The sequence below is a fragment of the Acidobacteriota bacterium genome (genome assembly GCA_029861955.1).
Taxonomy (GTDB): Bacteria; Acidobacteriota; Polarisedimenticolia; order Polarisedimenticolales; family Polarisedimenticolaceae; genus JAOTYK01.
This window is the reverse complement of sequence record JAOTYK010000006.1, coordinates 105,117-124,667: the sequence shown is the minus strand read 5'-3', so window position 1 is coordinate 124,667 and position 19,551 is coordinate 105,117. Positions and strand designations below refer to the sequence as shown.

Genomic DNA, 19,551 nt, shown 5'->3' with positions numbered 1-19,551 from the left:
GACCCGACACGGGCTGCGAGAATCGGTATCCGGTAGTAGGCTTCTTGATTCAACGATCCCATACGGAGGCAACCATGCGAGGAGTGAAGACAGCCGCGATTGTGGCGCTGATGCTGGTCGGCGGCATCACGTTGGGTCTTGCGGCAGAAGAGGGAACCAACGATGCCGCAGGCAACCCGATGGTGGTGATGGAAACCAGTCTCGGCACCGTCACCATGGAACTTTACGAAGACAAGGCACCGATCAGCGTCAAGAATTTTTTGCAATACGTCGACGCGGAGTACTACGACGGAACGATCTTCCACCGAGTGATGAGCAACTTCATGATTCAGGGTGGTGGGTTCGACAAGGACATGACGAAGAAGGCCACCGAGGCGCCGATCAAGAACGAGGCCGGTAATGGCGTCCTCAACGAGGTTGGCACGCTCGCACTGGCGCGCACCCCCATCGTCGATAGCGCCACGTCGCAGTTCTTCATCAACACGAAAGACAACGCCTTCCTCAATCATCGCGATAAGAGTGCGAAGGGGTTCGGTTATGCCGTTTTCGGTCGTGTGACCGACGGTATGGACGTCGTTCGTAAGATCGAGAGCACACCGACGGGTCAGCGGGGGGGCATGGGCGACGTGCCGGTCGAGACCGTCACGATCGTTTCTATCCGACGCAAATAGCTTCAAATGCCAACGGTTTCACCGTAAACCGACACGTCGCCGTCTTTTGCAGGGTAGACTCCGCGCGAATGGGGGGGTACCCTATTGTGTAGGGGCAAGGTATCGGAGTAGAAGTAAGGGTGTCATGCGGTTAGTCATAAGGAGGAACCTCCCCATGAAGAGAGCCAAGGGCCTTTGGATCGTACTTGTAGTCGCGATCCTCTCGGTCGGTGCGACCCACGCCATGGATATGGTCGTGCCGGACCTTTCTGTGATCAAGGTCGCCGAAGGCGACATCTATGATCGTTCATTGATCTGGAACAACGTCGACGAAACGCCGACGATGCTTCCCCCGGTCATCTCTCCCGGCGACGAAGAGAACGGCAACGAGACCCCGGTGACGATACCGGCGGCTCACAATGCTGTTCCGGGTGCCAACAAGCCGGTACCCGGCTTGATCGTCCCTGGTGGCGATTCGCTGACCGGAATGGTGGGACCGCGTAGCATCCGTGTCGCGTCGCCGCGACTCAATGCCGATCGCGAGATCCGCTATCTCATTCGGACGCTGAACTAGCGCGTCTTTCAGCTTGTACGAATTAGGGGCCCGTGGGTCATTGACCTGCGGGCCCTTTCTCTTTAGCGGCGACGGCTTGGGCGGTAGACGTGGGTGCTCTGGCCGAAGTAGACCTCGGCCGACTCCATCACGGTCTCGGACAACGTGGGATGGGGGTGAATCGTCAGCCGCAGATCCCCCGCCAGAGCCGCCATCTCCACGGCGAGGACCCCTTCCGCGATCAGTTCGCCGGCACCCGCGCCGACGATGCCCATGCCGAGCACCCGCTCGGTCTGAGGATCCAGGATCAACTTGGTGAGACCATCCTCCCGCCCGATGGTCCTGGCGCGTCCCGAGGCGCCCCATGGAAACCGGGCGACCTCGATCTTCCGGCCCGCGAGTTTCGCCTCGGTCTCGGTGAGGCCACACCACGCGACCTCGGGATCCGTGAACACCACCGCCGGGATGGCTGCCGGATCGAAGGCGACTTTCTCCCCGGCGATCGCCTCGACGGCCACACGCGCCTCGTGGGACGCCTTGTGAGCCAGCATCGGTTGCCCCACCAGGTCCCCGATCGCGAACAGGGTCGGTTCGGTGGTTCTCAACTGGGCATCGACGGAAACGAACCCGTCACCGTCGATCTGAACCTTGGTGGTCTCTAGACCGATACCACCGGAGTTGGGCCGACGACCGATCGCAACCAGGACGCGGTCGAATCGATGGGACTCTGCCGGACCTTCCGCCGGCTCGAGAGAGACGTGGAGGCCATCGTCTGCTGCGTCGATTGTGGCGACCTTCGTCGACAGGCGGATCGCCTCGAACTGCGCCTCGAGCCTCTTCGCCAACGGTCGCACCAGATCGCGGTCGGCGCCGGGAAGCAGGCCGTCGGTCATCTCGACGACCGTGACCCGGCTTCCGAGGGCCGAATAGACCGAACCCAGTTCCAGCCCGATGTAACCGCCACCCACGACGAGCAACGTCTCCGGCAACTCGTCCATTTCGAGCGCAGCCGTTGAGTCCATCAGTCGCGGATCTTCGTTGGGAAATGCCGATAGTTCCGTCGGGCGCGAGCCGGTTGCCAGAATCGCATGACCGAACTCGACACGAACGGAACCCCCTTCAACGCGTTCCACGTCCAACTCGGTGGGGCCAACGATGGTCGCCATACCGCGTAGGTGGGGGACCTTCCTCTGCGTGGCGAGCTGTCCAAGCCCACCGGTCAATCGATCAACGACGTCCTGCTTGAATCCCCGCAGTCGATCGAGATCGACGTTCGGTTTCCCGAACACGACCCCCCACTCTTCCGCCTGTTCGGCCTCGTGGATCAACTTGGCGACATGCAGCAAGGACTTCGACGGGATACAGCCGCGAAACAGACAGACGCCACCGGGGTTGGGCTCGGGGTCGATCAGAATGACGTCCATCCCGAGATCTGCCGCGAGAAAGGCCGCGGCGTATCCGCCGGGACCCGCGCCGACGACCACCAGGTCGTGTCGCAGAACCTCTGTCATTGCGCCTCCAGCGCTTCTGCCAGCGAGCGAAGGAACCGCGCCGCATCCGCTCCGTCAATGATCCGATGATCGTAGGAGATCGAAAGTGGCATCACCGCTCGGGGCACGAACTGATCGTCGCGCCACACGGCCTGTGGCTCCGCTCGTCCCACACCAAGGATCGAAACTTCCGGCCAGTTGACAATCGGTGTGAAGTAAGTCGTTCCGAGACCGCCAAGGTTACTGATGGTGAAGCCGGCCCCCTGCATCTCGTCGGGCTTGAGTTTTCTATTTCGGGCACGCGACGCGAGATCGTTCAACTCCACAGCGATCTCCGATGGGTCTTTCTTGTCCGCGTCCTTCAAGACCGGTACGCGCCGACCGCGAACGGTATCCACGGCGACGCCGATGTTGACGTAGTCCTTGTAGATGACACGCTCGCCGACGAGGTCGAGACTGGCGTTGAACTTCGGGAACTGAGCCAGGGCCGCCGCGACCTTCTCGATGATGATGGCCGTCATCGTCAGCTTCGCCGCCCCATTCTTCGCCTTCTTGTTTCGAGCGCGTCGGGACTGGTCCAGGTCGGTGACGTCGGCCCGGTCGAACTGGGTGACATGCGGAATCTGGGTCCAACTGTTGGACATCGCCCGGGCCGTCGCTCTTCGGACGCTCCCGAACGGTTCTTCGTGGGTCGCTCCCCATCGCGAGAAGTCCGGGAGTTCGGGAGCCGGCGTCGCTCCGACGCCCGCGCCGCCGAGGATGATCCGCTTGGCGTAGGCCTTCACGTCATCCCGATTGATACGACCACCGGGGCCGCTGCCGGGCACCTTGTTGACATCGACACCGAGTTCGCGGGCCAGTGCGCGGGTCGACGGCGCCGCCGGTGCCGTGATGCCCAGTTGGTCCGGTGTCGCCATGGCAGGCCCGGAAAACTGCACGACCTTGGCCGGCTTAACGACGGTCGGTTCGGGGGCCGCCTTCGCCTCCGTCGCAGGTTCTGCTGTCGGCCCGGTCGACGCTGCGGAGGCTTCTCCGTCGAGTCGAACGATCGTCTGGCCGACTCGGACGCGATCGCCCTTCTTCACTAATACGTCGACTACCACGCCATCGCGGGTGGCGGGGACCTCAAGACTGGCCTTCTCGGTCTCGACCTCCAGCAAGGGCTGATCGACGTGAACCGCGTCACCCGCTTTGACGAGAACCGCGGAGACCTCCACGTCTTCGATGTTCTCACCCAATTCGGGGAGCTTGACCTCTTCCACCCCTACCTCCTGGTCAGACGCGATCAAAAGTCCGCGGCGTTCGCCTTACTGGAATCGATGTTTAGAGTCTTCGCGGCGGCCGGCAGCTTCTTGGTCGGAAATCGATTTTCGCGAGCGAGACCCGCCAAAGCGGCCCACGCGATATGACGGGCGTTGACCTCGAAGTACTCCCGCAATGACTCGCGGTTCTCGCTCCGGCCAAATCCGTCGGTACCCAGGACCACCATGCGCCCCGGGGCCCAGTGCGAGATCGAGTGAGGCAAGGCCTGGCTGTAGTCCGATGCGGCGACCACCAGCGTTTCCGGATCCTCACCGAGTGCCTGACGTACGAATGGGACTTCCGTGTTCTTCCCGGAGAGCCGATTCTTGCGATCCGCATCGAGGCCGTCGCGATACAGCTGCTGGTAGCTGGTAGCCGACCACGCTTCACTGGCGATACCCCAGTGCTCTTGAAGCAGCGCCTGGGCGGCGAGGACTTCGTTCATGATCGCGCCACTGCCGAGCAGTTTCAGCTTCCCGGCATCGGCACCGTCATGACTGTTGAAGCGATACAGCCCTCGCAAGATCCCATCGCGAACACCCTCGGGCATCGCCGGCTGGGCGTAGGGCTCATTTCCAACGGTCAGGTAGTAACAGACCGACTCGCGATCGACGTACATCCGCTGGATGCCGTCCTCGAGCATCGCCGCAAGTTCGTACGCGAAGGCGGGATCGTAGGCAACGACGTGGGGATGACTGTAGGCCAGTAGTTGGGAGTGGCCGTCCTGATGCTGCAGCCCCTCGCCGGCCAGCGTCGTTCGACCGGCAGTGCCACCGACGAGGAAACCGCGACAGCGCATGTCGCCGGCCGCCCAGATCAGGTCGCCGATCCGCTGGAAGCCGAACATCGAGTAGAAGATGAAAAACGGAATCATGTTGACGCCGTGACTCGAGTGCGACGTACCGGCGGCGATGAACGAACACAGTGATCCGGCCTCGGTAATCCCCTCTTCGAGGATCTGTCCGTCGGTCGCCTCCTTGTAGTAAAGCAGCGTCTCCTTGTCGACGGGCTCGTAACGCTGGCCCACGTGGGAATAGATACCGACCTGCCGGAAGAGGGACTCCATGCCGAACGTCCGCGCCTCGTCCGGAACGATCGGCACGACGTGGGGACCCAGCTGTTCGTCCTTCAGTAACTTGGACAGGAGCCGCACGGCGACGGCGGTGGTGGACGCCTCTCGCCCCCCGGAGCCCGCGTCGAACTCCTCGAACAGGCTGTGATCCGGCGCGGTGATCCCCGGCGTGCCTTCGACCCTGCTTGGCACGGAGCCACCCAACTCCATTCGACGCTCGCGCAGATAACGCATCTCGGGACTGTCGTCGGGCGGACGGTAGAACGGTGCCTCGCCCACCTCATCGTCGGAAATCGGGATCCCGAATCGGGCACGGAACTCGCGCAGCTCCGATTCGTTCAATTTCTTCTGCTGATGGGTGATGTTCTTTCCCTCTCCGGCTTCACCCAGTCCGTACCCCTTGACCGTCTTCGCGAGAATCACCGTCGGAGCGCCCTCGTGCTCGACGGCGGCCTTGTAGGCGGCGTAGACCTTCTCCGGATCGTGCCCCCCGCGGCGCAGCTTGGAGATCTCGGTGTCGGTGAGCTTGCTCACCAACTCCTTCAGGTCGGGGTGGGTCCCGAAGAAATGCTCGCGAATGTACCCGCCGCCCTCGACGCTGTACTTCTGGTAGTCCCCATCGACGGCCTCTTCCATACGCTTGACCAGTCGTCCCTCGGGATCGTTGGCCAGTAACGGATCCCAGCTGTCTCCCCAGACGACCTTGATGACGTTCCATCCCGCGCCACGGAAGATCGCCTCCAGCTCTTGAATGATCTTGCCGTTTCCGCGAACCGGGCCGTCCAGGCGCTGAAGGTTGCAGTTGATGACGAAATTCAGGTTGTCGAGCTTCTCCCGAGCCGCGAGGGAGATGGCGCCCAACGCCTCGGGCTCGTCGGTCTCTCCGTCACCCAGAAAGGCCCAGACTCGACCGGTGTTCTTGACAAGTCCTCGATCTTCCAGGTAGCGATTGAATCGTGCTTGATAGATCGCCATGATCGGGCCGAGTCCCATCGAGACCGTCGGGAATTCCCAGAAGCCAGGCATCGCTCGCGGGTGGGGATAGGACGGCAACCCACCTCCCGGCTTCAATTCGCGACGGAAGGCTTTCAGCTGCTCTTCCGTGAGCCGCCCCTCCAGAAACGCCCGGGCGTAGATCCCGGGAGATGCATGCCCCTGGAAGTAGATCTGGTCCCCGCCCGACGGATGATCCTTGCCACGAAAGAAGTGATTGAAGGCGACCTCGTACAGGGTCGCCGCCGAAGCGTAGGTCGAGATATGACCGCCGATGCCGGAATCCGAACGGTTGGCCTGCACGACCATGGCCATGGCGTTCCAGCGAAGGATGCTCTTGATCCGTCGCTCGATCTCGCGATTGCCGGGAAACCGCGGTTGGTCCGCTCGGACGATCGTGTTGGTGTACGGGGTATTGGCCGAGTACGGAAGAGTGATGCCGAACTCGGCGGCGCGGCGCTGGAGGGCCAGCAGGAGGTCGCGGACGCGTGACGACCCGCCGTGCTTGATCACGTAGTCGAGGGACTCGAGCCACTCGCGCTCTTCCGCGGCGACGATCTCCTCTTGTAGCGGGTCCTTGAGCAGGTCGGACATGAACTCTCCCGTTTCTCGTATCTGCGGCCAACCCGGGCGCGAGCCATTCTACACATCCCGGCCACGACCCCACAGCCCCTGTAAAATGTTGTAAATCAGAGCGGTTAGCGATGCATGGGACGCCGGCGCCTCCCATCATGTTGCGATCTGATCGGGTTGGGGGGACGGAGATTGCGGAGGTCACGCTACCGACTGTTTTCAGGACTCTTCCTTCACGTCCTTTTCGCCGGCCTCCTCCATGCCGCTCCCGGGGACGAGGCGCCGTCTCGTGTCGACATCCAACGGGTGAGCCGCGCGCCTCAACTCGAAGAGTTCGTCGACATGCGCCCACCGGCCGATCTTGCCGATGAGCTGACGCGAATATCAGGATTCGTCCAACGAGAACCGGAGGATGGGCAGCCTGCATCCCAGAAGACCGACGTCTACCTGGGGTACGACGACGACTGGCTGCACGTCGTCTTCGTCGCCTTTGACGACCAACCGGACACGCTCCGCTCCCATTACTCCAAACGGGAAGATATCCGTGGCGACGAAACCGTCGAGATCCAACTGGACACCTACGCGGACCAGCGTCGGGCGTACTCGTTTCTGTGCAACCCGTTCGGCGTCCAGTGGGACGCGATCTGGACCGAAGGTCAGATGTTTGACGTCGCGTGGGACACGATCTGGGAATCGGAGGGACGTCTGACCGATCGCGGCTATCTCGTTCGCATGGCGATTCCGTTCAAGAGCCTGCGCTTTTCCCCGGACGACGCGCAGACGTGGGGCATCGTGTTGGTTCGCGATATCCCGCGCAACAACGAGGTATCGTTCTGGCCCCGGGTGACCAGCCGGATCGATGGCCGCCTGAACCAGGAGGCGTTGCTTTCCGGACTCGAGGGGATCTCACCGGGACGCAACATGTGGCTGATCCCGTATGCCACCGCGCGAAGCTTCCGTCTGCTGGACGAGGACACACTCGCCAGCCCGGTCCGCGACTCGTTCGACGGAGACATCGGGCTGGACGCCAAGTTCGTCCTACGGGAAAGCCTGGCCCTCGACCTGACGATGAACCCGGACTTCGCCCAGATCGAATCCGATCAACCCCAGATCACCTCGAATCAACGGTTCGAGGTTCAGTTTCCCGAGCGACGGCCGTTCTTCATCGAGAACGCCACCTTTTTCACGACTCCACTCAACCTGTTGTTCACTCGCCAGATCGAGGACCCCAGCCTCGGAGCTCGGTTGACCGGCAAGATCGGGAAGTACTCGATGGGTGTGATCGTGGCCAACGACCAAGCACCCGGGAAACGGGCCGTCGCCGGCGATCCGCTGGTTGGAGAGGATGCGCTGGCGACGACCCTGCGCTTGAGTCGCGATCTGTCGCAACAGTCCTCGATCGGCGTTCTATACACCGACCGGCGCCTGGCCGACGCACACAACCGTGTGTTCAGCCTGGACGGGCGAATCAAGCTGGACGAGAACTGGGTGGCAAGCCTACAGGCGGTCTACTCACGCGACGAGGATCTCGACGGCAACCTGCGGCAGGACCAGGCCTACAGCTTCGCGTTCGACCGGCAGGGACGAAAGTGGAAACAGCATATTCACTATCGGGAGGTCGGGCCGGATTTCATCACGGAACTCGGTTTCACGCCCCGGGTGGATGTGCGGAACCTCCACACGAGCGTCGACTACCGGTTCCGGCCGGAGGGACCGCGATTGATTGCGTGGGGTCCCGGTGGAATCATCCTTCAGATCGAGGATGCCCAGGGCGAGCGAATCGAGTGGCGATTCGTTCCGCAACTAAAGTTCGAGTTTCGGCGTCAGACCCAGCTGGAACTGAGTTGGTTCAATGGCTATGACACGTTGCGGCCGGTCGACTACCCCAATCTGACCGCGTCGCAGGACTTTCGCGTCTCGCAGATCACGACGGAGTTCGAGAGTCGATTCAGCCGGCTCCTGTACATCAAACTGAACGTATCCGACGGAGAACGGATCAACTTCGTCCCACCGGTGGGCTCGGCGCCGTTTGCAGCCCACGAACTTCGCGGAAGAGTGGAATTTACGCTGCGACCAGGACGCCGCCTCTCCCTCGCCAACGTCTGGCTCTTCAACCAGTTGGACGAACGCCTCACGAACCGGAGCATCTTCCGCAACAACATTTATCGGAGTCGTCTGAACGTCCAGTTCACCCGAGAGCTATCGCTGCGACTCATCCTGCAGCTCGACGAGACGAAGGCCGACGCCACCCTGACCTCGCTCGAGACGAGACGACGTTTCAACGGCGATCTGCTGATGACCTACCTGATCAATCCGTGGACCGCGTTTTATGTCGGGTACAACTCGAACTACCTCGACCCCGCGATCATCGAAGACGTCAATGGCAATCCGCTCGTTCGGACAGAGCGAGACTACGTGAATGACTCACGCGCCGTGTTCTTCAAGGTGTCGTACCTGTTCCGCCCGTAGGGGACCACCTACATCTTGATCTTGCAGTTCGGCAAGAGACGCCTGATCCGAGACAGCTCCTGATCGGAGATCGGATTCCCCTTCAGCGACAGGCTCTTCAACGACTGCAGCCTGGAGATCTCGTCCGGCAGACGCTCGATCCGGTTGTTTGCCAGATCCAGTTTCCGCAGCTGCGTCATCTGCCCGATGTTCCCCGGCACGCCGATGATTCGATTGCCGCTCAGATCCAGGACCTCAAGGGCCGATAGTTGGCCAATATCGTCGGGGAGCTTTTCGATACCGTGTCCGGGGGCTCTCAATCGGTTGAGATGAGTCAGCTCGAGGATCTCATCCGGAAACGTGTCGAGCTTGTTGCCGTAGGGCATCAGGAACAGAACGAATCCCTGTGTCGAGGTATGCATGACCTGGTTCTCGTACCGGTTCACGACACCCTCATCGGTTGCCTTCTCGGTCGCGATATCCTGAACCAGACGTACTGTCGCCTGCTCGAGATGAACAGCAGAGAGCGTTTCGTACCGCTCTCCACCGAAGACGGTGAGCGGAATTTTGCCCCGGTATCGATCCGCCAGGTCCAGTCGGTGCTCGGTCTGCTCGGCATCAAAGACTTCGGAGGACTGCCGCGCTTCGCGCTGCCTGCGCTCGGCGATGCGCGCCAGTAGATCGGCGTTCCCCGTTCCATTCGAGCGGCTGACAGTCGCGCCCCACATCCGTGACGAGGTTTCGAAACTCCGCTTGGCCTCGATGGTCTCCCCCATCATCATCTGCGCAACGCCGATGTTCGCGTGAAGCCGGGCGGCGACCTTGCGACTGATGCGCGCCTGTTTGTCTTGCATGTCAGCCTGATCGAGTGCCTCTGTCCATCGTGCAATCGATGCTTCGAGGCGCTCACGACCTGTTGGTCCCAGGACCAACGCACCATCGTTCAGCCCTCGATAGATCGTTGCCGCTCCCCCGGCGGCCGTATTCTCCTGCTGATAGTCGTGACGTTTGTCGCGGAAGGAGAAAAGGGGAATTTTGTCTTCGCGAACGACCGCGAACAGAGCCTCGTCGACCGTCCGTTCAGAGATCGTTCTGTACAGGTCTCGAACGTCGTTATCGATCTCGCCGGGAATGCGTTTCATGCCGACGGCCCAGTCTTCATCAAGCTGTGACTGAAGCCAGTAACGGCATTGGTCGTAGCCGAAACGCACGTGCCCATCGTGAGGGTCCAGTCGTTCGGAATGAACGACCGACCCGTCTCCGGATCGAACCACGATGACGGCGCCGTCAGTGTGGTGCGGGATCTCGTAGTAGTGCGTCGGAACCTCGACGGCGTCCTTGAGACTCTTGCTGCCATTGGGCCTACACCAGGTCTTGGTCGTGCGGAGCTGAGGTTCACCTATCTCCGGCACGTCGTGAGCAACCTCGACGGTTAGCGTCCCGTAGTCGATGCGATCCACATCGAGCAAGGGCATCTGTACGGTTCGAACTTTGAACGTCTCACGTTCGAATCGGGTCGCTGTGGCAGGGGTTCCTGCGGCGACGAGGGTCGCAGCGCAGAACACGACAAACGCTTTCATGGTCAGGCCTCCGGGTCACTAGTCGGACCGGGCCAAACATAGGTTGCGCTTGAGGGCGAGGCCAGTTTGCGGTCGTTCCCGACTTTACGTGGCGGCGGCCACCTGAACGATGCGATCCTCGTCCTGACACCAGGCCGTCAGCGTTCCGCCGTAGACGCAGCCGTCGTCGAGTCCGAGGGTGCGAGCCGTGCGGTAAAAACCTCGGCGAGCCCAGTGCCCGTGAACGACGAGTGTGGAGCCGCGATAGAACTGATCCCAGGGGCGGAAGCCCTCGGGGCAGTCTTCGGGGAATCCGGTGAAGCGGACCTGGTTTCCTGCCGCGTCGCAGCATCGGAGACGCGTCGCGAGCGCCGTGTCGTTGGACGACAACCACGCGTCGTCATGTGCCTGATCCGGCGACTCTTCTCCGTTGATACGCCGAGCCACAGCCTCTAGATCGAACCACATCGGCGCGATCCCCCCGTGGACGAGCCAGACGGAATTATGGAGATTCTCGGCGGGAAGGTGGACGAGCAACGGCAAACGTCTCAAGCCCGCCAGAAGAGCGTCGCAATCGGGCGAACCGAACACGTCCTCGAGGGTGTCAGGTTTTCTCGGAATCGAACCGGCGTGGGCGCGCAACGCATACACATCGTGATTGCCAAGCACTCCGCGTCCACCCAGGTCATTCCACAGGCGCAACGCCTGGAGCGAATCGGGTCCACGGTTGACAATATCTCCTGCCGCCCACAGCTCGTCTCTGGCCGGGTCGAATCGAATCTCCTTCAGGAGCTGCTCGAGTTCGCGAGCACAACCCTGAATGTCTCCCACCACCCAACGCATCGGACTCTCCACGGAACGGTCAGTGAATCTGGATCGCTTCCAACTTACAATGGATCGAAACGGAGACGTGATGAAAACCGTAATCTTGATGCGACATGGGGATGCCGAGGCGAACGGCCCGGGTGGCGACGACGAGTGGCGCCCACTGAGTTCACGGGGACATCGTCAGGCCAGAGATATCGGACGGCAGTTGGCCCACCTCGGCGTCTCGTTCGATCTTGGGCTGGTCTCTGGCGCCACTCGGACCTCGGAAACCGCCGACGACGTATTCTCGGTCGCCGGGCGTCCTGCCGTCGTCGAATGTGATCGCTGTTTCTACGTCGGTGGCCCGTCAACCTGGACGGATCGCCTACAGACCCTGCCGACCGACGTCGCCACGGTCATCTGTGTCGGACATCACCCATCGATGGGGATGCTGGCCTCGATGATCGGTGGTCGTCGTGTTGCCTACGAGACCGCAACCACGGTCATCGCGGGCCTCGAAATATCGGACTGGACGTCAGTGTTCCACCCCGACGTGACGGTCGAAGCAAAGGTCCTTCGCCCCGAACGCAGCTAGCGTCGACGAGACTCGGGGCCATCTTCGACCTCGACACCGGGATCGTCGTCTTCGAGGATCCGTATCAACTCTACGTCGAAGACCAGGTTTCCCTCGGGCCGACCCTCAGCTCCCGCGTACGCCAGTGCCTCGGGGATCCACATCCGTCGCTTCTCACCCTCAACCATCCGAAAGACGACGTCGTTCCAGCCAATGGGCGTCTGCTGCCCCAATTTGAAGACACCGGCCCGGCCGTGGCTGTACGACGAGTCGAACATGGTCCCGTCACTTGTCCATCCCGCATAGATGATCTCAACTCGATCACCCTTTCGTGGATGACGGGTCCCGTGTCCGTCGGCCAGGATCCGATACGGAACACCGAGCGGTGACTCCGCGGACTGAGTCGGAGCCATGAAAACGTCGACGGGAACATCCGGACGGGACATGACCTGAATCATGATGACATCGATGATCAGGTCCCCCTGACTGTGGATTCCGATACTCTGAAACTCACCCGCCAGTTCCTTGGGTGCCCAGAGAGTTCGCCGCTCGCCGGGAACCATGGTGGCGAAGCTCTCTGCGAACACGGGAACTGTGGCGTCGATCTCGAAATTAGCCGCCTTACCGTCCAGCACGGTGCTATCGAGTAAAACCCCATCTCGATTCCAAACGGCGAAATCGGCCAGGACCATGTCGTCGCCCTGAGGCGACACGCCGTCGTCGGGGCGCTCGACAACCAGCCATGACAGCCCGGTCTCGGACTGCTGAACGCCGTGCTTGCTCTTGCGGCGCGGCATACGAAGCGGTTCCGGGGACGGAGGGGCGAAACGGGCGTGCTCGATCTCGAACTCAATCATCACCGGCACGTCGAGTGCCATGGTGTTGCGCATCGCCGTCGCCGATGCCGGCAGCCAGGCCTGAACCTTGTCGCCGACGCGACAACGCTGGACGAGAGCCGAGAGTCCGCTCATGAGACTGTGAACGTCGAGACGACGCCCATGGGCGCGCCCGTCGGTCGTCCCCAACGTCGTTCCGTCAGGTGTCCAGGCGCTGTACTTCAGCCAGATACGATCGTTGGGGCCGATGGATCGGTCTCCGTCTCCATGCACGGCGTGGACGTACCTCACGCGCTCCGACGATTGCTTCGCATCGGCAGGCGGATCGAGCAGATTGTCCGGCGGCGGGATCTGTTTGGAACCCGGCCCGGAATTTCGGAGGCTGCCGGGATCCTTCAGCGTAAGTTTGCCACGCCGTGGCGGTTCCGCCCCCTGCACGCCGACCGTGATCGCTGCCGAGAGGAAGAGTAGGAATAACGAACTGGTCACACCGTGCCGTCTCATCTGGATACTTTGCCCTCGCTCAATCGATTGTGCAACCCGAACTCATCAAGTCAGCGTCGGTCAGTTGACCCCCGAATGGCTCCGGGAGTGAGCGCGGTAGTCGAGCGCCAGGCGGATCAGCTGACCGATCGATGCAGGCTTGACCCCCGCTTCCCGATTCGCGGCCCCGATCTCAAACGCGAGGCGCCACTGCTCGAACAGCGTCCGCCACGCCTCGAAGACCGATATACGAGGGTCGTAGATGTGGGTTGCCTCGGACGTCACACCGTTCAGCTCGATCACGCGGATGCCGGTACCGGAGGAGAGCGCGGCGGCGTCGGGGACGATCACATCGTAGCGTCCGAAGTAGAACCCGTCGTAGGTCTTGCTGATGCGATCGATCTCTCTCGTGAGTTCTTCCCCTCCCAACGAGCGGCCGTCACGGAAGATTGCGCCGCGGCAATGGGTCCCCAGTTGGACCAACGGCAACCGTTCGCCATCGTGGAGAACCTGCGACAGGCGTTTCGCCTGCGCGGCAAGATAACGATCGGCGAGGGCAACGGCCCGCGAATCCCGGAGGATCAACTGCTCGACGGTATGGACACCATCGCCGATGACTTCCGGGATCGTCTTGTCGGTGATCGAGAAGATCTGTCCGGTCTCGTCTCCCGGGCGGCGATAGTAGAAGACACCGAATTCGTGGCCTTCGATGAACTCCTGCACCAGCGCCGCGGAGGTCATCGTCTCGAAGTACGACTGGACTTCGTCGTCCGATCGGATCACGGCGACACCCGATCCCCGTTGCCCCGCGTCCGGTTTGAGGATGACGGGATAGTCCAGCGAGTTCGCTTGCATGAACGTGGCGACGATGGCCGATCGCTCGTGGGCCTCGCCACCGGCGGGAATCCAGCCGGTCTTCGCGATGGACGCGCCGGCGTCGGAAAGCCCTTGCAGGATTTGCCATTTTGACTCGGCCACGAACCCCGATGCCGGCATCGCCGGGTTGGTCGATGTGAAGAGCAACGGACCGCGGTAACGCACGCCGAGGTAAACGAGATACAGGATCACGGGCGGGTAGAACAGCCACGGTGGCCAGAACTCCCAATGCGTCCAACGCAACCATCTCCCCCGCCACATCCGGCGTCCCCGCCAGCTGAAGAGTGGGACAACGACCCGAACGACGATGAACATCCAGAGCCCCAGCAAAGCGGTACCCGGGAGGAGCCAGCGCCGAAGCCCTTCGAACCAGAACATCGCCCGCTCACCGAGCAGCACGGCGCAGAAGACCAGCAGGGGTGTCCAGATGGCGACCGCCATGAAGAAGTAGGTCGCGAACCAGAGGAAGCGTGTCTTCAGGACGCCGGCGGTGAAATAGGTCGGAAGCCGAGTCCCTGGGATGAACCGGCTCACGAAGATCACCATCGGGCCCTTCAACTCGAACCACCTGGACGAGATGTCGATCTGCTCGTCGCGAATGAACCACCGCAGGGGTGCCCGCCGAACAGCCGCGCGACCCAACCAGCGCCCCGCGAAGAAGAGCAGTAGATCGCCCAGAAAGATGCCCAGGAAACACGCGAGGCCACCGGCCAGCCAACCGACCCGACCCTGCGCGATCATCAGTCCCGTCGCGATACATGCAAGATCTTCCTGAACAAACGTCGCAAGCACGATCAACGAGAGCGCGATCAGCAGAGCGGCACCGATGAAGGGTGGAGCCGATGCGGGATCCCACGGTCTGGCTGCGGCGGCGAGACGGGAAGCCGTAGCGTCGGCACGGTGGGGTGCTTCTCCGATGGCGACTCGATCGAACCACCGCCGGAGCTCCCCGGCAGTCTCCGCAGGCTCTCTGAAAACCATGAAGTGATCCGAGTCGGTCATCACCAACTCGCTCTGCGGAACGATCCGGTGGTGCTCTTCCGCAGCTTCCGGCAGGACCAGGAAGTCGTTCCGGCCGTGCAGCACCAGAAGCGGGGGCTCGAAGCGTTCGAGGATTTCGCGAAGCGGACGCTGATCGGTATCGTAGAAATTTCGAGCGTAGGGTCTGCCAAGAAAGACGCCGTCGAGGAGACCCATGTGGGGCAGGCCTTCCTGGGCCATCCAGATCGCCGACAGCTGGGCACCGTGAACCGCGTGATTAAGGTCGTAGCGCCCAAACAACTCCAGCTCCTGCACACCGATCGCGGAGATCAGGACAAGAGACTCTACTTGCCTGGGACGTTCGTCGTAGAATTCGAGAGCGACTCCACCCCCCATGCTGAACCCGACCAGATGGGCTCGGGGGATATCCAACCGGTCGAGGAGTTGCCCGACGTATTCGGCGTGGGCGGCGATGGAATAGTCGGGCACCCATGCGGCGGACTCTCCGAACCCCGGAAGATCGACGGCCAGGATACGATGCGTCTCGGTCAGCAACGGTGTGACGCCGTCGAAGACCTCCTTTGAACCCGGGCTACCGTGGAGCATGACGATGACCGGTGCCGAGGGGTCATCCCTCGGCCCTCGATCGGTGTAGACCAACCGGGTCTCCCCGGCCGATCGCTCATCGCCGGCGACCGTCTGAACGTCGATCTGTCGGGATTCCGCGCGAGGCTCGAACGGAGCACGGTGTATCCGACGAACGCCGTGAGAGATTCCGAGCGTTACGAGGTAGAGCGCCAGGAGCCAAACGCCCCAATCCCGTTTCCTGTCTGCCATAGACAACTGCTGGCGCGGTGCGGGCTAACCGGCAGCTCTGTCCGTGGACTGCCAGTGGCTCAGCGTCGACGGCGCGATACCGAACTCTGAGAACTCCGCTGTGGGCTTCCAGCCAAGTCGAACCAGGATCGACACGATCAGCGCGAAGTGATGGATCGTGTGACTTGCAAGGAACTGGAGTTCGCGCTGAAGCGTCGAACCGCTCCAGTCTGCGTCCAGCGCGTCTGCGGAATGGGAGTCCGATAGTACTTCAAGGCTCTTGCGAGCCATGTCCTGATGGATTGTCTCCAATTTATCGGCGAGTTGACGCATGCAATCGGCGGCAACCGCCCGGTCGGTCTCGACTCGGGGGTCTCGCTCGCGTTTGGCGTAGTTGATCCGGCCGCCGTCCATGTCTCGCACAAGACACGCGTAGAAATCGATACAGTGCCGAAACTGCCCCCCGACACCACCTCGGAAGAACGTGTCGGGTTGCTCGGTGAACATTGGGTCGTCGAGCTGCTCGATAAAGGTCGCCCCCTGCCTCAGGCAGCGGATGTTTTCTTCAGCGGGATGATCGATCAACCTCATCGTCCTCTTTCCTTTCCCTCAGACCACGGGTTCGAATGACTCCGCCACCGCGTTGCGGAGAGCTCTCGCCAAGGCTTTACGGTCCGTATGCTCAATCGGTTCCGCAGCGAAGACCACCTCGGCATCGATCGACCGCACGGCCAGCATCCCCCACAAGTGAGGGAAGAAGGGTGCATCTCCCCACCAGCAAACTGTCGTGGACGCCGGCGGCGAACCAAAACGGGTCTGATAGCGAAGGGCAGCGTAGTGTACTCCGCGACCACTCCGGGCCGGTAACTCCAATAATGACGGGCGGAAGCGTACCACCTCGTCCCCCTTCGTGCTTGTCCCTTCCGGAAACAACACCACACCCCGACCGCTTCCCAAAACCGCCTCAATTCTACCCATGGTTCGCGGAAGATCCCGTTTTTGCTCCCTGTCCAGGAAGATGGTCCCCACGGCGGCGCACAATCTTCCGATGATCGGCCAGTTTCGCACGTCGGCCTTGGAGACGAACACGCATGGAGCCAGGGAGGCCATGACGACGATATCGAGGTAGCCGAGGTGGTTGGAAACAAGGAAAAACGGAGGTGCAGGTGGAGTACCGCGGAGCTTCGGCCGCACGCCGATCACCCAGCAGGCGACACGAGCCCACTGGCGGAAGGCGAAGGTCGAAGCTCGGTCACGGATGCGGGCGGACCGCCCGGCCCCGGGGACCATCCAGGCCACGATCCGAATCCCGAACAACGGCACGAGCAGCAGTCCGATACTGACTGCCAGAAGAACCCCACGAATGGATGCACGAAGGAACGTCACGAATCGTGTTGGAAATACATCCTTCTGGTGTCGTCGTCGATATCGTCGGTGGACAACAGAACGAGATAGTCGATGGTCTTGAACTCCCGGTCCAGAGCCGGCGGTCCGCAGACCTTGGCCCCGTAACGGAGGTAGAGTCTGAATAGCTTGGGAAGATCGACGGCACGGTCCGACCACGTCTCGCTAACCGTGAAGTCCGAGCCGTAGCACTCCCAGCCGGATTGTGGATCTACACGATAGGCGTCGTGAACGAAACCGTTCTGTTCCAGGTACTGCATGACCCGATAACCCTCAGACGGCTCCTGGCTTGTCAGGGAACAACAGCCAAACAGCGAACTCTTGTCGTTGTGCAGCATGTACGCTGCCAGTCCTTTCCAGAGCAGAAACAGGACCTGGCGATTTCGATAGTCGATATGGACCGCGGCTCGACCGATCTCTATCGATCGGGTCCGAACCTCGTCGGGAAGGCCACCGAGGTCGAACTCTCCGGAAGAGTAGTAACCTTCGTATTCGCGCGCCATCTCATCGGTCTGCATTCGATAGGTGCCGATGATCCGATCGTCCCGCTTATCGACCACGATCAGATGATGATTGACCACGTCAAATCGGTCGGCATCGCGTCCCGTTTCAAACGAGGAGTCGAGTCCCTCGCCGAGCTCCACATTGAAAATCTCGAAGCGAAGTTGCTGGACGAGGTGAAGCTCTTCTTCGGTGTTGGCGAACCGCACCTCGAAGTGCTTGGTCTCGGAGACCGTGCCTGGTAGTGCGTGCGGGAACACCGGATAGGTCGCGACGTCTGACACCTGATCGTTACTCCTTGAGCGGTCTTGAGACCCTCCCGACCCGCCTAGAATACCCTAGAACAGCCGCCCGGAGGCTTATGATGGGTTCATGCAGGCATCCATGGCACCCGTCCGACCCGGTGAGCGGTGGGAGATCCTCGACCTGCTCCGTGGGTTCGCGCTGTTCGGGATCCTCGTCGTCAATTCGATGCTCTTCTTCGGCCCCCTCCACGACCTGGTCCTCCCGGACCCCACGTGGGCACGACCCGCGGATCATTGGGTGCGGAGCTTCGTAACTATCCTCTTCGAGGGGAAGTTCTACACGACGTTCGCGTTTCTGTTCGGGGTGGGCGCTGCGCTGCAATACCGTCGCTGCCGGCGGCAAGAGCGGGCGTTCCTTCCGTTCTTCTGGAGACGCATGTCGGGACTCCTGTTGATCGGTCTGATCCACGCAACGATGCTGTGGTTCGGGGACATCCTCGTGATGTATGCGATTTGCGGTTTTGCGCTGGCCGTGCTGGCTCTGCTCCCGCAACTCTTTCAGCGGCTCCTGGCACTGACCCTTGTCCTGTTACCCATCGCGCTAACGGTCTTAATCGTTGTCTTGTTCGCTTGGATGTCGGCGATCGATGAGACCGGTGACCTGGCGGCGATCCAGGCAGAACAGGTCGAGACGAACCGATGGCTTCGTGATCACGCCCTTCAGACCTACCCGGGCGGGTCGTGGTCGGAGATCCTCGAGGTGCGCCTCGCCGAACTCGGGGCCATCTACCAGTTCTCGATCGTGCTGTTGCCGGCGATTCTCGGACTGATGCTGATCGGATTTCAGTTCGGTCTTACCAATTTCTTCCGTGACGTTTCCCGGTATCGCGGCCGACTCATGCGCTGGCTTCCGGCGGCGGCGATCGTCGGCCTGGGGTTGAGCATCTCGCTGGGTTGGGCCGAACGGAACGGCGACCCGATGGGCGCAGATGGCTACTCCGTGCTCACCGTGGTGGCCATGCAACTTGGAGCACCCGCGCTTGCCGCGACCTACGGGATCGTGATCTGGCATCTGCACACGACGACGGTCTTCGGATGGATCGGACCGCTCCTGGGCCCGGTGGGTCGGATGGCGGCAACGCACTACCTGCTGCAGTCGGTCGTCATGACGACGATCGCCAATTCATGGGGCCTCGGACTGTACGGGCAGATCTCACCGGCAGCAGGGATTGCTGTCGCAGTGGGTCTCTTCGCGGTGCAGATCTATCTCAGTCAACTCTGGATGGCGCGATTCACGATGGGGCCGGTGGAATGGGTGTGGCGTGTCTTGACTTATGGGACTCGACCGGCTCTGCGACGTCCGTGCTAGCGTGACGCGTAACGGAGGC

General features: G+C 61.6%; 15 protein-coding genes. 5 read left to right on the top strand and 10 right to left on the bottom strand.

The window, feature by feature from the left end:
- The first annotated feature begins 179 nt into the window (after positions 1-179).
- Both OES25_04360 and OES25_04355 read left to right on the top strand, forming a co-directional pair.
- On the top strand, positions 180-671 hold the full coding sequence (locus OES25_04360; protein ID MDH3626872.1) for a peptidylprolyl isomerase: 492 nt from the start codon (positions 180-182) through the stop codon (positions 669-671).
- A gap of 154 nt (positions 672-825) precedes the next feature.
- Complete coding sequence (locus OES25_04355) at positions 826-1,224, top strand: hypothetical protein (GenBank protein MDH3626871.1); 399 nt, start codon at positions 826-828, stop codon at positions 1,222-1,224.
- 62 nt (positions 1,225-1,286) lie between these two features.
- Here OES25_04355 and lpdA read toward each other — a convergent pair whose 3' ends face one another.
- The 3 genes from lpdA to aceE are packed head-to-tail and all read right to left on the bottom strand — an operon-like array spanning position 1,287 to position 6,654.
- On the bottom strand, positions 1,287-2,714 hold the full coding sequence (gene lpdA, locus OES25_04350; GenBank protein ID MDH3626870.1) for a dihydrolipoyl dehydrogenase: 1,428 nt from the start codon (positions 2,712-2,714) through the stop codon (positions 1,287-1,289).
- Positions 2,711-3,955, bottom strand: a complete 1,245-nt coding sequence (locus OES25_04345; GenBank protein MDH3626869.1) for a 2-oxo acid dehydrogenase subunit E2 — start codon at positions 3,953-3,955, stop codon at positions 2,711-2,713. Before OES25_04345 ends, lpdA begins: the two co-directional genes overlap by 4 nt.
- A gap of 23 nt (positions 3,956-3,978) precedes the next feature.
- Positions 3,979-6,654: a pyruvate dehydrogenase (acetyl-transferring), homodimeric type gene (aceE, locus tag OES25_04340; GenBank protein ID MDH3626868.1), complete on the bottom strand. Its 2,676-nt coding sequence runs from the start codon at positions 6,652-6,654 to the stop codon at positions 3,979-3,981.
- 171 nt (positions 6,655-6,825) lie between these two features.
- Here aceE and OES25_04335 point away from each other — a divergent pair, with 171 nt between their 5' ends.
- Positions 6,826-9,102 (top strand): carbohydrate binding family 9 domain-containing protein, encoded by a 2,277-nt coding sequence (locus OES25_04335; GenBank protein ID MDH3626867.1) that lies wholly within the window; start codon positions 6,826-6,828, stop codon positions 9,100-9,102.
- Positions 9,103-9,110: 8 nt separating this feature from the next.
- Here the strand turns inward: OES25_04335 and OES25_04330 are convergent, their stop codons facing one another.
- Complete coding sequence (locus OES25_04330; protein ID MDH3626866.1) at positions 9,111-10,661, bottom strand: leucine-rich repeat domain-containing protein; 1,551 nt, start codon at positions 10,659-10,661, stop codon at positions 9,111-9,113.
- Between the two features lie 84 nt (positions 10,662-10,745).
- Positions 10,746-11,483 (bottom strand): metallophosphoesterase, encoded by a 738-nt coding sequence (locus OES25_04325; GenBank protein MDH3626865.1) that lies wholly within the window; start codon positions 11,481-11,483, stop codon positions 10,746-10,748.
- A 70-nt stretch (positions 11,484-11,553) separates the two neighbouring features.
- On the opposite strand from OES25_04325, the gene OES25_04320 reads away from it, so the two are divergent.
- A complete protein-coding gene (locus tag OES25_04320) occupies positions 11,554-12,042 on the top strand; it encodes a histidine phosphatase family protein (protein MDH3626864.1) in 489 nt (162 codons plus the stop codon).
- Here the strand turns inward: OES25_04320 and OES25_04315 are convergent.
- From OES25_04315 to OES25_04295, 5 genes are read right to left on the bottom strand one after another with little or no spacing between them, the layout of a single operon-like run.
- The gene (locus tag OES25_04315) at positions 12,039-13,361 is read right to left on the bottom strand and encodes an FKBP-type peptidyl-prolyl cis-trans isomerase (GenBank protein ID MDH3626863.1); all 1,323 of its coding nucleotides are present in this window, start codon (positions 13,359-13,361) and stop codon (positions 12,039-12,041) included. The genes OES25_04320 and OES25_04315 overlap by 4 nt on opposite strands.
- A gap of 60 nt (positions 13,362-13,421) precedes the next feature.
- On the bottom strand, positions 13,422-16,034 hold the full coding sequence (locus tag OES25_04310) for an alpha/beta fold hydrolase (protein MDH3626862.1): 2,613 nt from the start codon (positions 16,032-16,034) through the stop codon (positions 13,422-13,424).
- Positions 16,035-16,058: 24 nt separating this feature from the next.
- Positions 16,059-16,604 carry a hypothetical protein gene (locus OES25_04305; protein ID MDH3626861.1) on the bottom strand — a complete coding sequence of 182 codons (546 nt, stop codon included), beginning with the start codon at positions 16,602-16,604 and terminating at the stop codon, positions 16,059-16,061.
- A gap of 18 nt (positions 16,605-16,622) precedes the next feature.
- Positions 16,623-17,399 (bottom strand): 1-acyl-sn-glycerol-3-phosphate acyltransferase, encoded by a 777-nt coding sequence (locus OES25_04300; protein MDH3626860.1) that lies wholly within the window; start codon positions 17,397-17,399, stop codon positions 16,623-16,625.
- Positions 17,396-18,202 carry a GNAT family N-acetyltransferase gene (locus OES25_04295; protein ID MDH3626859.1) on the bottom strand — a complete coding sequence of 269 codons (807 nt, stop codon included), beginning with the start codon at positions 18,200-18,202 and terminating at the stop codon, positions 17,396-17,398. Before OES25_04295 ends, OES25_04300 begins: the two co-directional genes overlap by 4 nt.
- An 88-nt stretch (positions 18,203-18,290) precedes the next feature.
- Here OES25_04295 and OES25_04290 point away from each other — a divergent pair, with 88 nt between their 5' ends.
- Positions 18,291-19,532, top strand: coding sequence for a DUF418 domain-containing protein (locus OES25_04290; GenBank protein MDH3626858.1), 1,242 nt, complete (start codon positions 18,291-18,293; stop codon positions 19,530-19,532).
- Positions 19,533-19,551: the final 19 nt, after the last annotated feature.

Excerpts from the sequence above, each read along its gene's own strand:
- OES25_04305 (MDH3626861.1), bottom strand. The coding sequence starts at position 16,604 with ATGAGGTTGATCGATCATCCCGCTGAAGAAAACATCCGCTGCCTGAGG.
- OES25_04330 (MDH3626866.1), bottom strand. The coding sequence starts at position 10,661 with ATGAAAGCGTTTGTCGTGTTCTGCGCTGCGACCCTCGTCGCCGCAGGA.
- aceE (MDH3626868.1), bottom strand. The coding sequence starts at position 6,654 with ATGTCCGACCTGCTCAAGGACCCGCTACAAGAGGAGATCGTCGCCGCG.
- OES25_04355 (MDH3626871.1), top strand. The coding sequence starts at position 826 with ATGAAGAGAGCCAAGGGCCTTTGGATCGTACTTGTAGTCGCGATCCTC.
- OES25_04310 (MDH3626862.1), bottom strand. The coding sequence starts at position 16,034 with ATGGCAGACAGGAAACGGGATTGGGGCGTTTGGCTCCTGGCGCTCTAC.
- lpdA (MDH3626870.1), bottom strand. The coding sequence starts at position 2,714 with ATGACAGAGGTTCTGCGACACGACCTGGTGGTCGTCGGCGCGGGTCCC.
- OES25_04360 (MDH3626872.1), top strand. The coding sequence starts at position 180 with ATGGTGGTGATGGAAACCAGTCTCGGCACCGTCACCATGGAACTTTAC.
- OES25_04320 (MDH3626864.1), top strand. The coding sequence starts at position 11,554 with ATGAAAACCGTAATCTTGATGCGACATGGGGATGCCGAGGCGAACGGC.
- OES25_04325 (MDH3626865.1), bottom strand. The coding sequence starts at position 11,483 with ATGCGTTGGGTGGTGGGAGACATTCAGGGTTGTGCTCGCGAACTCGAG.
- OES25_04290 (MDH3626858.1), top strand. The coding sequence starts at position 18,291 with ATGCAGGCATCCATGGCACCCGTCCGACCCGGTGAGCGGTGGGAGATC.
- OES25_04315 (MDH3626863.1), bottom strand. The coding sequence starts at position 13,361 with ATGAGACGGCACGGTGTGACCAGTTCGTTATTCCTACTCTTCCTCTCG.